Genomic DNA, 12,477 nt, shown 5'->3' on the forward strand with positions numbered 1-12,477 from the left:
CGGGTACCGTCGTCCGCGATGAATCCGCTGGCCGCCGCAGGCGTACTCCTCGCGCTCGTCGCCGTTTCCACGGCGGCCGGGCTCCTCTGGCGCGCTCGCACGGGCCGCGCCCGTGCCGCCGCCGGCGACGAACGGGTGCACCCGCACGAGGTCGGCGCGGAACCGGCCGGGTTCGGAGGCCGGGCAACGCTCCTCCAGTTCTCGACCGAGTACTGCTCGCCGTGCCGGTCGACGGCCCGGGTGCTCGGATCGGCCGCCGCGGCGCGGCGCGGCGTCAGCCACGTCGAGGTCGACCTCGCGGACCGGCCGGAGCTCGCCGGACGCTTCTCGGTGCTCCAGACCCCCACCACCCTCGTCCTCGACGGCCACGGCGCCGTGCGCGCCCGGATCAGCGGTGCCGCGCGACCGGCCGACGTGGCATCCGTCCTCGACCGACTCCTCGGGAGCGACCATGTCCCTGCCTGACCCCACCCCGTCCCCCGCACCGGCCTCCGGCGCAGCCGCCGGAGCGCGCCGCGGCATCGACCCGCGATCCCCGCGGTTCGGCGCGGGGATCACGGCGGTCCTCCTGCTGATCGACGTCTTCCTCGCACTGGTCGGCGCGACCGCGGCGGCGGCGCTGCTCCTCCTCGCGATCGCCCTGCTGTTCGCGTGGGGTGCGTTCGCGGGCGTGCAGCGCCACCCGTACGGACTCCTCTACGGCGCTCTCCTCCGTCCTCGGCTGGCCCCGCCGACGGACCTGGAGGACCCGGCGCCCCCGACCTTCGCGCAGGGCGTGGGGCTCCTCGTGACCGGCGCCGGCCTCCTCCTCCACGTGGCCGGAGTCGCCGGCGCCCTCCCGGTGGCCGCCGCTCTCGCCTTCGTCGCCGCCTTCCTCAACGCGGTCTTCGGGTACTGCCTCGGCTGCCAGCTCTATCTCCTGCTCGTCCGCACCGGGCTCGTGCGCCGTCGCGCCGTCGGCTGAAACCGGGAATCCCCCGAGCGACCGCTGGACGTGTCGGGAGGCGTGGCTAGGGTGGATCCCGCCGGGCCGCTCCCCGCGGCCGCAGAACAGGAGAACCCCATGGCTGTCACGAGCGAGTCCACCACGATCTGGAGCGGCGACCTGAAGAGCGGCTCCGGGAAGGTCACTCTCGACTCCTCCCGGGCGGCGGCGCTCGACGTGAACTGGAAGGCCCGCTCCCAGGGCGGCGCCGAGGTCACCACCCCGGAGGAGCTCCTGGGGGCCGCGCACGCCGCGTGCTTCTCCATGGCCTTCTCGAACATCCTGAGCGGCTTCGGAGCGAAGCCCGAGACGATCCGGACCACCGCGGCCGTCACGTTCGACCCGGCCGAGGGCATCACGGGCAGCCACCTCACCGTAGCCGCGACCGTGCCCGGCCTCTCGCAGGAGGACTTCGACCGCCTCGCCGATGAGGCCAAGCGCACCTGCCCCGTCTCGCGCGCGCTGGTCGGCATTCCGATCACGCTCGACGCCACCCTGGACTGAGCGGTGCGGGTGCTCGTCGCCGGCGCGTCCGGCCTGATCGGCACCGAGCTGACCCGTCAGCTGGCGGCGGGCGGCCACGAGGTCGTGCGCCTCGTCCGGCGCGAGCCGGGGGGCGCGGACGAGATCCGGTGGGATCCCGCCGCGCACCGGCTCCCCGTCTCGGCGTTCGACGGCGTCGACGCGGTCGTCAACCTCTCGGGCGAGTCCCTGAGCCGGGTCCCGTGGACGGCGGCGCGCAAGCGACGGATCCTCTCGTCCCGCATCGAGGCGACGACGACGCTCGCCGAGAGCATGCGGGAGGCGCCGCGCCCGCCCGCCGTCTTCGTCAGCGGCTCGGCCGTGGGCTTCTACGGCTCCCGCCCCGGTGTCCGGCTCACCGAGGAGGTGCCCCGCGGAACCGGCTTCCTCGCCGACGTCACCGCGGCGTGGGAGGCGGCCGCCCGGCTGGCCCCGGACGGCACGAGGCTGGTGCTCGCCCGCACCGGCGTCGTGATCGGCCCGGGTGGTGCGATGAAGCCCCTGCTCCCGATCGCTCAGGCCGGCCTCGCGGGCCCGATCGGCAGCGGTCGCCAGCACTGGCCCTGGATCAGCCTCCACGATGAGGCGGCGGCGCTCGTCCACCTGCTCGGGTCGGAGCTCTCCGGTCCCGTGAATCTGGCGGGCCCCACACCGGCGACCGCGGGCGATGTCGTGGGGGCCCTCGCGGAGGCGCTGCACCGCCCCTACCTGCTGCCCCTCCCCTCCCCCGCCGTGAAGCTCGCCCTCGGGCAGGCGGGCCGGGAGCTCCTCCTGGCCGATCAGCAGGAGGTGCCGCAGAAGCTCACCGAGGACGGATTCGTGTTCCGCGACAAGACGGTCCGCGACGCGATGGCACGGCTGATCGAGGCGCGCCGCCGCTGACGGCGGGGGCGACCGTCAGCGCGCCCGCTTCTCGTCGTCGCGGTACAGGCGGATGGCCTGGCGCAGCGCCGCGCGAGCGCGGCGCCGGTCACCCGAGGCGTCGTAGGCGAGCCCGAGGCGGAACCAGGCGCGCCAGCTCCCGGGCGCCGCCTCGACCTCCGCCTTGTACTCGGGGAACTGGGCGTCGGCCGCGTCGCGCAGCGGTCGCCCGCTCGCCCGCGTGGGCAGATCCTCGACGGGCAGGCCGCCCTCGGCCTCGAGGATCCGGACCAGCTTCTCGGTGCGGGCGCCGAACAGCAGCTCGCGGCCGATCGCCCACCCGGCGATGACGGGAAGGACGAGCAGGGCAACGCCCATGGCGATGCCGACCGGCTGGCCGGTGACGATGAGGAGCACGGCGCGTTGGAGCGCGAGCACCAGGTACACCACCAGGAGCAGCGCCATCAGGAGCGCCGCGAGACGGTTGCGCACGGCGGCTACTGCTCGCGCACGGTGGGGCGCGGAGGCTCGCCCGACGGCTCGGCGATGCCCAGGTCGATCAGCTTGTCGAGCCCGACGACGACACCGCTGACCTCCGCTGCGGCCCGGAGGGCGAGGAGGATCCCCGCCTCGTAAGCGTGGGCGGAGATCGTGTCGTGGCGGATGGTCAGCTGCTCGCCGGCCCCGCCGAAGATCACCTGCTGCTGCGCACCGACCCCGAGCATCCGGAGGCTGTGGACCGGGACGCTCGCCACCTGCTGCCCGCGGGCGCGCTGGTCGGTGTGCGGCGCCTGGACCGGGCCGAGCCCGGCACGGGCCGCGCCGATGAGCTCGGCCGTCCGGACCGCCGTTCCCGACGGCGAGTCGATCTTGCCGGTCCCGTGCGTCTCGACGATCTCGACCGAGTCGAAGAAGCGCGCCGCCACCGTCGCGAACGCCGTGCCCAGGGCCGAGCCCAGGGAGAAGTTCGGGATGACGACCGCTCCGGAGCCGTCGCTCGACGCGACGCGCCGCTCGAGGTCGAGGATGCGGTCGGCGGACCAGCCCGAGGTGCCGATCAGCGCCTTCATACCGTGCTCCACGGCGAAGGCCACGATGCCGGGGCTCACGTGCGGGAGGGTCATGTCGACGAGCACGTCGGCGCCGAGCATCTCATCGAGCGACGACCGGGAGCCGAGACGGCCGACGAGCTCGAGGTCGTCGGACTCCTCGATCAGGCGGACGGCGACGCTCCCCAGCTTGCCGCCCGCACCGGCGACGGCCACGCGAATAGTCACCCGCCCAGCCTAACCCGCGGCCACCGCGCCGCCCGTCCCCCGGGATGCGAGAGCGGCGCGTTAATGTGGTGCGATGTGGTCTTTCGCTGATGTCGCCGTGACCGACGCTGTTGCGCACCGGATGCTGTCCGACTACTTCGCGGAGCGGTCCGCCGGCTTCCCGGCCGCGCAGGGCGCGTACCGCACCGCGTTCCCCGATCCGGGTCAGTTCGTCCCGCCGCGCGGCGTGTTCCTCCTGGCGTACGACGACGAGCAGGAGGCGGGCTGCGGCGGCATCCGGGAACTCGGGGCGGACACGGGGGATGCAGCGCCGGGGCGAGCGGCCGTCCGCTATGAGATCAAGCACCTCTGGGTGTCGCCGCGCTTCCGCGGGCGCGGCCTCGGGCGCGCCATCCTCTCGGAGCTGGAGCATCGAGCGAGAGGCTTCGGCGCGACCGAGGTCGTGCTCGACACGAACGCCAGCCTGGAGGCCGCGGGCCGGTTGTACCGCACCCACGGGTACGAGGAGATCGAGCCGTACAACGACAACCCGAATGCGACGGACTGGTTCCGCAAGATGCTCGCCTGACCGGCCGGGCACCCGGGCCGGACGACCCGCTGGCGTAGGCTGGGAGGGATGAACAGCGCAGTCGACCTCCCGCTCGGTCTGGCCGACCTCTCATTCGCGGCGTCGGGTGACGCGCTGGTCCGGCGCACGATCCTGCCGAGCGGCGTGCGGGTGCTCAGCGAGCAGGTGCCGGGCGCCCGCAGCGCGACGCTCGGCTGGTGGGTCGCGGTCGGATCGCGCGACGAGACGGAGGGACGCTCGGGCAGCCTCGGGTCGACGCACTTCCTCGAGCACCTTCTGTTCAAGGGCACGCCGACCCGGACCGCGCTCGACATCGCGATCTCGTTCGACTCGGTCGGCGGCGAGCACAACGCGATGACCGCCAAGGAGTACACCTGCTACTACGCCAAGGTGCAGGACCGCGACCTGGCCATGGCCGTGGAGGTCATCGGCGACATGCTGACCTCGTCCCTCCTCGACCCCGTCGAGTTCGAGAACGAGCGCGGTGTCATCCTCGAGGAGCTCTCGATGGCCGAGGACGACCCCGCCGACGTCGCCAGTGACCGGCTCTTCTCGGCGATCCTCGGCGACCACCCGCTCGGACGCCCGATCGGAGGGCGCCCGGACACGATCAGGGCCGCGACGCGCGACGCCGTCTGGGAGCACTACCGGCGGAACTACCGCCCGCAGGACCTCGTCATCACCGCTGCCGGGGCCGTCGACCACGACGGGCTCGTCGCCGGGGTCACCCGCGCCCTCGCCGCCGCCGGGTGGGACCCGGAGACACAGGCTGCGCCGGTCGAGCGCCGGCCGGCAGGCGCCGTGCCGGTCGAGCGCGGGGCCGCCGTCGTCACGGTGGAGCGCCCGACCGAACAGGCGAACCTCCTCGTCGGGGTCCCCGGGATCGTCGCCACCGACCCGCGGCGCACCACAATGAGCGTGCTGAACTCGGTCCTCGGCGGCGGCATGTCGAGCCGCCTGTTCCAGGAGGTCCGCGAGAAGCGCGGGCTCGCCTACTCGGTCTACTCGTTCTCGGGGGCCTACGCCGACGCGGGCGTCTTCGGGCTCTACGCCGGCTGCGCGCCGGCCAAGGCCCGCCAGGTGGCGGAGCTCATGCTGTCGGAGCTCCACCGCCTCGCCGACCACGGCGTCACCGCCGAGGAGCTGCGGCGCGCCGTCGGTCAGCTCTCCGGCGGAGCGGCGCTCGCCCTCGAGGACTCCGACACCCGGATGTCCCGGCTCGGACGCGCGGAGATCTCGCTCGGCGAGTTCGCCGACCTGGACGAGAGCCTCCGGCGCCTCCACCTCGTCACCGCCGACGACGTGCGCGACCTCGCCGCCGACCTCGCGGCACGGCCGGTCTCCATCTCCGCGGTCGGGAGCGTCACCGACGACGTGTTCGCCGGTCTCGCCCCCTGAGCCGCCTCCCGTTCCACCTCGAAAGGTCCTCGCGTTGCCCCACTACATCTACCTCGTGCGACACGGCGAGCAGCAGGATGCCGAGCACGGCCTCCCCGACGGCCCGCTGTCGCCGCGGGGGAAGCGCCAGGCCCAGCTCATCGCGGAGCGGCTGAGCGGCATCCCCTTCACGGGCATGTACCACTCCCCGCTGGTGCGCGCCGCGGAGACGGCCGCGATCATGAAGGAGCGCATGCCGGCGCTCGACCCGCAGCCCTCGAGCCTCCTGTTCGACTGCATCCCGTCCGGGCCGACGCCCGACATGCCGAAGGCGTTCGAGTCGTTCTTCGGGCCGGTGACGGAGGCCGAGATCGAGGCGGGGCGAGCCCAGATGGAGGATGCGGTCCACGAGTTCCTCACGCCCGCGATGGGCGATCGCCACGACCTGCTCGTGACGCACAACTTCGTGATCGGCTGGTTCGTGCGCCACGTGTTCGATGCGCCCGCCTGGCGCTGGCTGGGCCTCAATCAGGCGAACTGCGGCCTGACGATCATCCGGGTCCGGTCGGCGAAGCCGCCCGTGCTCGTCGTCCACAACGACCTCGGTCATCTCCCCGTCGAGCTGCGCACCGGACTGCCCGAGCTGCAGCCCGTCTGAGCGGCTCCCGCGCGGGCGCGCCGAATCCGGGCGTTCCGGCCGTCAGGCTTCGGCGAGGATGCGGTCGAGCGCGCGATGCAGCGCAGCGCCCGCGGCCACGGGGTCGCCGACGTAGCCGCCCGCGAGGGCGCCGTCGCGCGCAAGGATGAGGTCGTCGGCGGCGTCTCCGGGACGGGGATGCCCGATGGCGCGGAAGAGCTCCTCGATCCGCTTCGCGTACCAGTCGCGGTGGGCGGTCACGGCGAGACGGACCGGGTTCGTCTCGTCGGCGAACTGCGCTGCCGCGTTGATGAAGGGGTCTCCGCGGAAACCGGGACGCACCGCCTCCGCGTTGATGCTGTCGACGAGGGCGCGCGCGATGTCGCGCGGGTCGTCGTGGAGGCGCTCCTGCTCCGCGAACCAGTCGCGCACCTGGCGGTCGCGGCCCTCGACGTAGGCGATGATCAGGAGGTCCTTCGAGCGGAAGTGCTTGTAGAAGGTCGCCTTGGTCACGCGGGCGCCGGCGATGATGCGGTCGACGCCGACGGTGTGGATGCCCTCCTCGTAGAAGAGCTCGTCGGCGGTGGCGAGGATCTTGAGCTTCGACGGCGCCGGAGGGCGGATGGTCGCGCGGGCACTGACGACCATCCGCGGCTCCTTCTTCGGTGGAGGCGGCGACCGCCTCCGGTGTGCTTGGGGCCACCGGACCCGGCGCGGGGGAGACAGCCGGAGCCGGTGGTGGAATCAGTATATAGGTAGACAGACCCGTCTGTTTGTCCTCATTTCCTCAGAAAGCCCTGAGGAGGGCAAAGGAGAGGCGACCCGACGCGCCGCGCGGCCACGCCTCCGGCGTCGAGGCACGACGGAGGATGGGAGCTCTGCCCCTGCGAGGCGGGGTGAACTCGGCACGCGCCCCTCGGCCGCGCGGCGTCAGTCGGAGACGCGGTCGAGCTCGAGCATCTGCGCGCGCGTGAGCCGGATCGCCGCGGCGGCCATCAGCGCGTCGACCTGCTCGGGGCGGCTCGCGCTCGCCACGGGAGCAACGATCGTGCGCTTGGCGAGCAGCCACGCGATCGCGACACTGGCCGGCTGGACCCGGTGCTCGGCGGCGATGCGGTCGAGCACCGCCAGGACCGTGCGGCCGCGCCTGTTGACGTAGGCGGAGGCACGGACGCTGCGCGCATCGGCGGAGAGGTCGCTCTTCGAGCGGTACTTGCCCGTCAGGAAGCCGTTGGCCAGCGCGTAGTACGGCATGACCGCGAGCCCCTGAGCCGCGGCCACGATGCGCAGGGCGCTCTCGAACTCGGTGCGGTGCATCAGGTTGTACTGCGTCTGGATGGCGACGAACTTCGGCAGGCCCGAAGACGACAGGATGCGCGCCTCGATGAGCCGGTCGGCGCTGAAGTTCGACGCGGCGAGGTAGCGCACCTTACCGGTCTCGATCAGCCACTCGGCCGTCGCCAGGCTGTCCTCGAGCGGCACCTCGGGGTCGTCGTCGTGGAAGTACAGGAGGTCGATGCGGTCGGTCTGCAGCCGCTCGAGCGACGCCTCCACCGCTCGGACGATGCTCACCGAGCCGAGGCCCGGGTTCTCGTGGTGACGGCCGACCTTCGTGGAGAGGACGATCTGGTCGCGGTTGCCGCGCTCCTTCATCCAGCTGCCGATGAGGACCTCGCTGCGGCCTCCGACATAGCTGTCGGCCGTGTCGAGGAAGTTGCCGCCCTGGCTCACGAAGCGGTCGAGGATCGCCTGGGACGTGATGCCGTCGGCCGTCCAGCCGAAGACGCTCGCGCCGAGCGAGAGCGGGAACACCGTCAGCTCGGTCTCGCCGATGCGGCGGGGGGCGATGATCGACAGCGGGCCGGTGCGCTCCAGCGTGGGGTCGAAGTCGAGGACGCCCGTGGGAGGCGCGGGAGCGCGGGTCACCGCGGTCGCCGGCGTGCTCGGCGACTCGGCCGACCCGGTCGGGACGGCCGTCACCTCGTCGGGCGTCTCGACGGCCGGCGAGGAGCCCTCGGCCTGGTCGTCGGCGAGGGTCTTGACCGGCGTCGTCCGGAGTCCGACGGACTCGAGGAGGCGGAGGGGAAGGAGCTGTGGCATGTCGACCCCCTCACCTCGTGCAGTCATCGCTCGAATCGATTCGATCGGGTTGGATTCCCAGCGATACCTTGAGAGTACGGCATACCTCCGACGCCCTGAGGACGAAACGGGTGAACCGGCGGAGAAACCTAGATCACGATTCCATCACGATCGGCGGAGCACTCCGCGAGCGTGTTCGAGGACCGGTCCGTCGACCATCCCGCCGCGGAATCGGAACACCCCGCCGCCCGCCTCCTCGGCCGCGGCGAGCACCTCCTGCGCCCAGCGGAGTTGCTCCTCGGAGGGCCGGAAGGCGCGTCTGATCACCTCGACCTGGGAGGGATGGATGCACGCGGACGCGGCGAAACCGACCGCCGCCGCATCCTCGGCCTCGTCCGCCAGCCCGTCCAGATCGCCGATGTCGAGGTGCACGGTGTCGATCGCGGCCCGGCCGGCGGCCGCGGCCGCCAGGAGCACGGCCGAGCGCGCGGCGCGCGCCACGTCGCGGTACGTCCCGTCGGGCCGCCGGCTCGAGCTGCCTCCGATCGACGCGACGAGGTCCTCGGCGCCCCACATGAGCGCGATGACGCCGTCGTGCCGGGCCAGGTCGGGTGCCGCGAGCACGCCCGCCGCGGTCTCGCAGAGGGCGATCGTGTCGTAGTCGCGCAGACCGGCGAGGTCCGCCACGCGCTCGGCCTTCGGCAGCATGACGGCCCGATAGGGGGTCACGTCCAGCGCCGCGAGGTCGGCATCGTGGTCGTCCGTCCCCGCCGCGTTGACGCGCACGATGACCCGTTCCGGATCGAGCTCGGAGGCGGCGAGCGCCTCCCGGGCGGCCGTCCGCCGGGAGGGATCCACGGCGTCCTCCAGATCGAGGATCACCGCGTCGGCGCGTTCGAGCGCCTTCGCGTAGCGGTCGGGCCGGTCGGCCGGGCAGAAGAGCAGGGCCGGTCCCCACGGGAAGGCGCCGCCCGAGACGCCGGTCGCGGTCACAGCAGCGGCTCCGGCTCCCCCGCCTCGGCGACCTCGGGCGCGGAGGCCGCGGCCTCGCGGCACCACACCATCACCTGGCGCACAGCCGTGGCGACGACGGTGCCGTCCTGGTTGCGGCCGGTGTGCTCGAGCGTCACGATGCCCTGCCCGGGCCGCGAGGCGGAGAGCCGCTTGGCCCGCACGACCGTCTCGGAGTAGAGCGTGTCGCCGTGGTACAGCGGGTGCGGGAAGGACACCTCGCTGAACCCGAGGTTCGCCACGATCGTCCCCTGGGTCAGCTGGGTGACGGAGGCGCCGACGATGGTCGCGAGCGTGAACATCGAGTTCACGAGCCGCTCGCCGAACGGCTGGCGCGCCGACCACGCCGCGTCGAGGTGCAGCGCCTGCGTGTTCATCGTCAGGGTGGTGAAGAGGACATTGTCCGCCTCGGTCACCGTCCGGCCCGGGCGGTGGAGGTAGCGCACCTCCAGTTCGAACTCCTCGTAGTAGAGCCCGCGCTGCTCGATGTCCTTCATTCCGGCCTCCCCGGGTTGCTCACGGCGCCGGCTCCAGGGCGACCCGGAGGGGCGCGCCCGTCGCGGCGACGACCTCGTCGACGGTGACCCCGGGCGCCGTCTCGCGCAGCACGAGACCATCGGCCGTGACGTCGATCACCGCGAGGTCGGTGATGATGCGATCGACGCATCCGGTGCCCGTGAGCGGGAGGGTGCACTCGCGGAGGATCTTGGGGCGCCCCTCCTTGTCGACGTGCTCCATCATGACGATCAGCCGCTTGGCGCCGAAGACGAGGTCCATGGCCCCGCCCATTCCCTTCACCATCTTGCCGGGGATCATCCAGTTGGCGAGGTCGCCCTGCTCCGAGACCTCCATGGCGCCGAGCACGGCGAGGTCGACGTGACCGCCGCGCACCATCCCGAACGAGAGGGACGAGTCGAAGAAGGCGGCGCCCCGCTTCACGGTGACCGTCTCCTTGCCGGCGTTGATGAGGTCGGGGTCGACGTCGGCGTCGACGGGGTACGGACCGACGCCGAGCACCCCGTTCTCCGAGTGGAGGATCACCTCGACCCCCTCGGGGATGTAGTTCGGGATGAGGGTGGGCATCCCGATGCCGAGGTTGACGTACTGGCCGTTCTCGAGCTCGCGGGCCACCCGGGCCGCGAGCTCGGTGCGCGTGAGGCTCATCGGGTACTCCCGTCGGCTGCTTCCCGGACGGTGCGTCGCTCGATGCGCTTCTCCACCCCGGGCGCGTGCACGACCCGCTGGACGAAGATGCCCGGGCAGTGGATCGATCCGGGGTCGAGCTCGCCCGGCTCGACGAGCTCCTCGACCTCCGCGATCGTCACGCGCCCCGCCATCGCGGCCAGCGGGTTGAAGTTCATCGCCGCGGCGTGGAAGACGAGGTTGCCGTGGCGGTCGCCCACGGCGGCGTGCACCAGCGCGAAATCCGGGCGGAGCGACCGCTCGAGCACGTACTCCGCGTCGTCGAAGGTCCGCACCTCCTTGGGCTCGCTCGCGACGGCCACCGACCCGTCGGGCGCGTACCGGCGCGGCAGGCCGCCCTGGGCGATCTGCGTGCCGACGCCGGCGGGCGTGTAGAAGGCGGGGATGCCCGCGCCGCCGGCGCGAAGCTTCTCGGCGAGCGTGCCCTGCGGCGTGAGCTCCACCTCCAGCTCACCGGAGAGGAACTGGCGCGCGAACTCCTTGTTCTCACCGACGTAGGAGCTGATCATCTTGCGGATCCGGTGCTCGCCGAGCAGGAGCCCGAGCCCCCAGTCGTCGACCCCGCAGTTGTTGCTCACGACCTCGAGATCGGTCGTGCCGCTCTCCAGCAGCGCCGCGATCAGCGCGCTCGGGATCCCGCACAGCCCGAAGCCGCCGACGGCGAGCGCGGCGCCGCTCGGGATGTCGGCCACCGCCTCCGCCGCACTCGCCACCGTCTTGTCGATCACGTGCCCCTCCCTCAGGCCTCGAGACCCAGCGCGCCCGAGATGATCATGAGCTGCACCTCGCTCGTGCCCTCGCCGATCTCCAGGATCTTCGAGTCGCGGTAGTGACGGGCGACCGGGTTCTCGTTGAGGTAACCGTAGCCGCCGAAGATCTGGGTGGCATCCCTCGCGTTGTCCATGGCGGCCTCGCTGCCCATGAGCTTCGCGATCGACGCCTCCATCTTGAACGGCTGCCCGGCCATCAGCTTGAAGCACGCGTCGTAGTAGGCGAGCCGGGCGGCGTGCACCCGGGCCTGCATCCGCGCCAGCTTGAACGCGATGTGCTGGTTGGAGCCGATGGGGCGCCCGAACACGTTGCGCGACTTCGCGTAGCGGAGCGCCTCCTCGAGGCAGCCCTGGGCCGCCCCGGTGCAGAGCGCCGCGAACGCCACGCGGCCCTCGTCGAGGGTCGCGAGGAAGTTCGCATACCCGCGGCCGCGCTCGCCGAGCAGGTTCGCCTCGGGCACGTGCACATCGGTCAGGGTCAGCGGGTGCGTGTCGGAGGTGTGCCAGCCGACCTTGTCGTACACGGGCTCGGCGACGAAGCCGGGCGTGCCCGACGGGACGATGATCGCCGAGAGCTCCTTCTTCACCGAGCCGTCGGGCCGGGTGCTCTCGCCGGTCACCGCGGTGATCGTCACGAGCTTGGTGATCTCGGAGCCGGAGTTCGTGATGAACTGCTTGCTCCCGTTGATCACCCACTCGCCGTCGCGGAGCTCGGCTGTCGTCTTGGTGCCGGAGGCGTCCGAGCCGGCGTCCGCCTCCGTGAGCCCGAAGCCCGCGAGCGCCTCGCCGCGAGCGAGCATCGGCAGCCACTCCTGCTTCTGCTCCTCGGTCCCGCTGCGGTAAATCGGCATCGCGCCGAGGCCGACGCCCGCCTCGAGTGTGACGCCGATCGACTGGTCGACGCGTCCGAGCTGCTCGACGGCGAGGCAGAGCGACAGGTAGTCCTTGCCCTGGCCGCCGTACTCGACGGGGAACGGGAGGCCGAACAGGCCCATCCGCCCCATCTCGGCGATGATCTCGTACGGGAGGCTCCGCTTCGTGTCGTACTCGTACGCCGCGGGGGCGACGACGGTGTCGGCGAACTCCCGCACCTCGTCGCGCAGGCGGCGCTGCTCGGGGGTGAGCTCGAACCCGGCGACGTCGGTGTCGCCCGTTCCGCCGTCGGAGGGGCGGGTCATCTGCATGGT

16 protein-coding genes are annotated in these 12,477 nt (G+C 72.4%); 7 read left to right on the forward strand and 9 right to left on the reverse strand.

Features of this window, described 5'->3' with window-relative positions; genetic code table 11:
* Window positions 1-18 precede the first annotated feature (18 nt).
* The 4 genes from FPT20_RS09865 (at window position 19) to FPT20_RS09880 (ending at window position 2,389) form a co-directional block, all read left to right on the forward strand.
* Window positions 19-465 (forward strand): TlpA family protein disulfide reductase, encoded by a 447-nt coding sequence (locus FPT20_RS09865; protein WP_158864827.1) that lies wholly within the window; start codon window positions 19-21, stop codon window positions 463-465.
* Entirely contained in the window at window positions 452-964 is a 513-nt protein-coding gene (locus tag FPT20_RS09870; RefSeq protein ID WP_158864829.1) for a DUF4395 domain-containing protein, read from the forward strand. Before FPT20_RS09865 ends, FPT20_RS09870 begins: the two co-directional genes overlap by 14 nt.
* Before the next feature lie 99 nt (window positions 965-1,063).
* A complete protein-coding gene (locus FPT20_RS09875) occupies window positions 1,064-1,489 on the forward strand; it encodes an OsmC family peroxiredoxin (RefSeq protein ID WP_158864831.1) in 426 nt (141 codons plus the stop codon).
* A 3-nt stretch (window positions 1,490-1,492) separates the two neighbouring features.
* The gene (locus FPT20_RS09880; protein WP_158864833.1) at window positions 1,493-2,389 is read left to right on the forward strand and encodes a TIGR01777 family oxidoreductase; all 897 of its coding nucleotides are present in this window, start codon (window positions 1,493-1,495) and stop codon (window positions 2,387-2,389) included.
* A 15-nt stretch (window positions 2,390-2,404) separates the two neighbouring features.
* Here the strand turns inward: FPT20_RS09880 and FPT20_RS09885 are convergent, their stop codons facing one another.
* Window positions 2,405-2,833: a tetratricopeptide repeat protein gene (locus FPT20_RS09885; protein WP_158868030.1), complete on the reverse strand. Its 429-nt coding sequence runs from the start codon at window positions 2,831-2,833 to the stop codon at window positions 2,405-2,407.
* A 32-nt stretch (window positions 2,834-2,865) separates the two neighbouring features.
* Window positions 2,866-3,645 carry a 4-hydroxy-tetrahydrodipicolinate reductase gene (gene dapB, locus FPT20_RS09890; protein ID WP_158864835.1) on the reverse strand — a complete coding sequence of 260 codons (780 nt, stop codon included), beginning with the start codon at window positions 3,643-3,645 and terminating at the stop codon, window positions 2,866-2,868.
* Between the two features lie 73 nt (window positions 3,646-3,718).
* Here dapB and FPT20_RS09895 point away from each other — a divergent pair, with 73 nt between their 5' ends.
* The 3 genes from FPT20_RS09895 to FPT20_RS09905 are packed head-to-tail and all read left to right on the forward strand — an operon-like array spanning window position 3,719 to window position 6,248.
* Window positions 3,719-4,213 (forward strand): GNAT family N-acetyltransferase, encoded by a 495-nt coding sequence (locus FPT20_RS09895; RefSeq protein WP_158864837.1) that lies wholly within the window; start codon window positions 3,719-3,721, stop codon window positions 4,211-4,213.
* A 48-nt stretch (window positions 4,214-4,261) separates the two neighbouring features.
* The gene (locus FPT20_RS09900; RefSeq protein WP_158864839.1) at window positions 4,262-5,611 is read left to right on the forward strand and encodes a M16 family metallopeptidase; all 1,350 of its coding nucleotides are present in this window, start codon (window positions 4,262-4,264) and stop codon (window positions 5,609-5,611) included.
* Between the two features lie 34 nt (window positions 5,612-5,645).
* The gene (locus FPT20_RS09905) at window positions 5,646-6,248 is read left to right on the forward strand and encodes a histidine phosphatase family protein (RefSeq protein WP_158864841.1); all 603 of its coding nucleotides are present in this window, start codon (window positions 5,646-5,648) and stop codon (window positions 6,246-6,248) included.
* A gap of 42 nt (window positions 6,249-6,290) precedes the next feature.
* Here FPT20_RS09905 and FPT20_RS09910 read toward each other — a convergent pair whose 3' ends face one another.
* The 7 genes from FPT20_RS09910 to FPT20_RS09940 form a co-directional block, all read right to left on the reverse strand.
* A complete protein-coding gene (locus tag FPT20_RS09910) occupies window positions 6,291-6,875 on the reverse strand; it encodes a TetR/AcrR family transcriptional regulator (protein WP_158864843.1) in 585 nt (194 codons plus the stop codon).
* A gap of 282 nt (window positions 6,876-7,157) precedes the next feature.
* A complete protein-coding gene (locus FPT20_RS09915) occupies window positions 7,158-8,327 on the reverse strand; it encodes an aldo/keto reductase (protein WP_233265466.1) in 1,170 nt (389 codons plus the stop codon).
* A 144-nt stretch (window positions 8,328-8,471) separates the two neighbouring features.
* The gene (locus FPT20_RS09920; RefSeq protein ID WP_158864845.1) at window positions 8,472-9,299 is read right to left on the reverse strand and encodes an HpcH/HpaI aldolase/citrate lyase family protein; all 828 of its coding nucleotides are present in this window, start codon (window positions 9,297-9,299) and stop codon (window positions 8,472-8,474) included.
* Complete coding sequence (locus tag FPT20_RS09925; protein WP_158864847.1) at window positions 9,296-9,814, reverse strand: MaoC family dehydratase; 519 nt, start codon at window positions 9,812-9,814, stop codon at window positions 9,296-9,298. The genes FPT20_RS09920 and FPT20_RS09925 overlap by 4 nt, the downstream gene beginning before the upstream one ends.
* Window positions 9,815-9,833: 19 nt before the next feature.
* Window positions 9,834-10,481 carry a CoA transferase subunit B gene (locus FPT20_RS09930; RefSeq protein ID WP_158864849.1) on the reverse strand — a complete coding sequence of 216 codons (648 nt, stop codon included), beginning with the start codon at window positions 10,479-10,481 and terminating at the stop codon, window positions 9,834-9,836.
* Window positions 10,478-11,248, reverse strand: coding sequence for a CoA transferase subunit A (locus FPT20_RS09935; RefSeq protein WP_158864851.1), 771 nt, complete (start codon window positions 11,246-11,248; stop codon window positions 10,478-10,480). Before FPT20_RS09935 ends, FPT20_RS09930 begins: the two co-directional genes overlap by 4 nt.
* Window positions 11,249-11,259: 11 nt before the next feature.
* Complete coding sequence (locus FPT20_RS09940; RefSeq protein WP_233265637.1) at window positions 11,260-12,474, reverse strand: acyl-CoA dehydrogenase family protein; 1,215 nt, start codon at window positions 12,472-12,474, stop codon at window positions 11,260-11,262.
* Window positions 12,475-12,477: the final 3 nt, after the last annotated feature.

It is taken from the genome of Leifsonia sp. AG29, assembly GCF_009765225.1.
Classification (GTDB): Bacteria; Actinomycetota; Actinomycetes; order Actinomycetales; family Microbacteriaceae; genus Leifsonia.

Excerpts from the sequence above, each read along its gene's own strand:
- FPT20_RS09885 (WP_158868030.1), bottom strand. The coding sequence starts at position 2,833 with ATGGCGCTGCTCCTGGTGGTGTACCTGGTGCTCGCGCTCCAACGCGCC.
- FPT20_RS09875 (WP_158864831.1), top strand. The coding sequence starts at position 1,064 with ATGGCTGTCACGAGCGAGTCCACCACGATCTGGAGCGGCGACCTGAAG.
- FPT20_RS09915 (WP_233265466.1), bottom strand. The coding sequence starts at position 8,327 with ATGCCACAGCTCCTTCCCCTCCGCCTCCTCGAGTCCGTCGGACTCCGG.
- FPT20_RS09940 (WP_233265637.1), bottom strand. The coding sequence starts at position 12,474 with ATGCAGATGACCCGCCCCTCCGACGGCGGAACGGGCGACACCGACGTC.
- FPT20_RS09925 (WP_158864847.1), bottom strand. The coding sequence starts at position 9,814 with ATGAAGGACATCGAGCAGCGCGGGCTCTACTACGAGGAGTTCGAACTG.
- FPT20_RS09930 (WP_158864849.1), bottom strand. The coding sequence starts at position 10,481 with ATGAGCCTCACGCGCACCGAGCTCGCGGCCCGGGTGGCCCGCGAGCTC.
- FPT20_RS09865 (WP_158864827.1), top strand. The coding sequence starts at position 19 with ATGAATCCGCTGGCCGCCGCAGGCGTACTCCTCGCGCTCGTCGCCGTT.
- FPT20_RS09870 (WP_158864829.1), top strand. The coding sequence starts at position 452 with ATGTCCCTGCCTGACCCCACCCCGTCCCCCGCACCGGCCTCCGGCGCA.
- FPT20_RS09900 (WP_158864839.1), top strand. The coding sequence starts at position 4,262 with ATGAACAGCGCAGTCGACCTCCCGCTCGGTCTGGCCGACCTCTCATTC.
- FPT20_RS09895 (WP_158864837.1), top strand. The coding sequence starts at position 3,719 with ATGTGGTCTTTCGCTGATGTCGCCGTGACCGACGCTGTTGCGCACCGG.
- FPT20_RS09910 (WP_158864843.1), bottom strand. The coding sequence starts at position 6,875 with ATGGTCGTCAGTGCCCGCGCGACCATCCGCCCTCCGGCGCCGTCGAAG.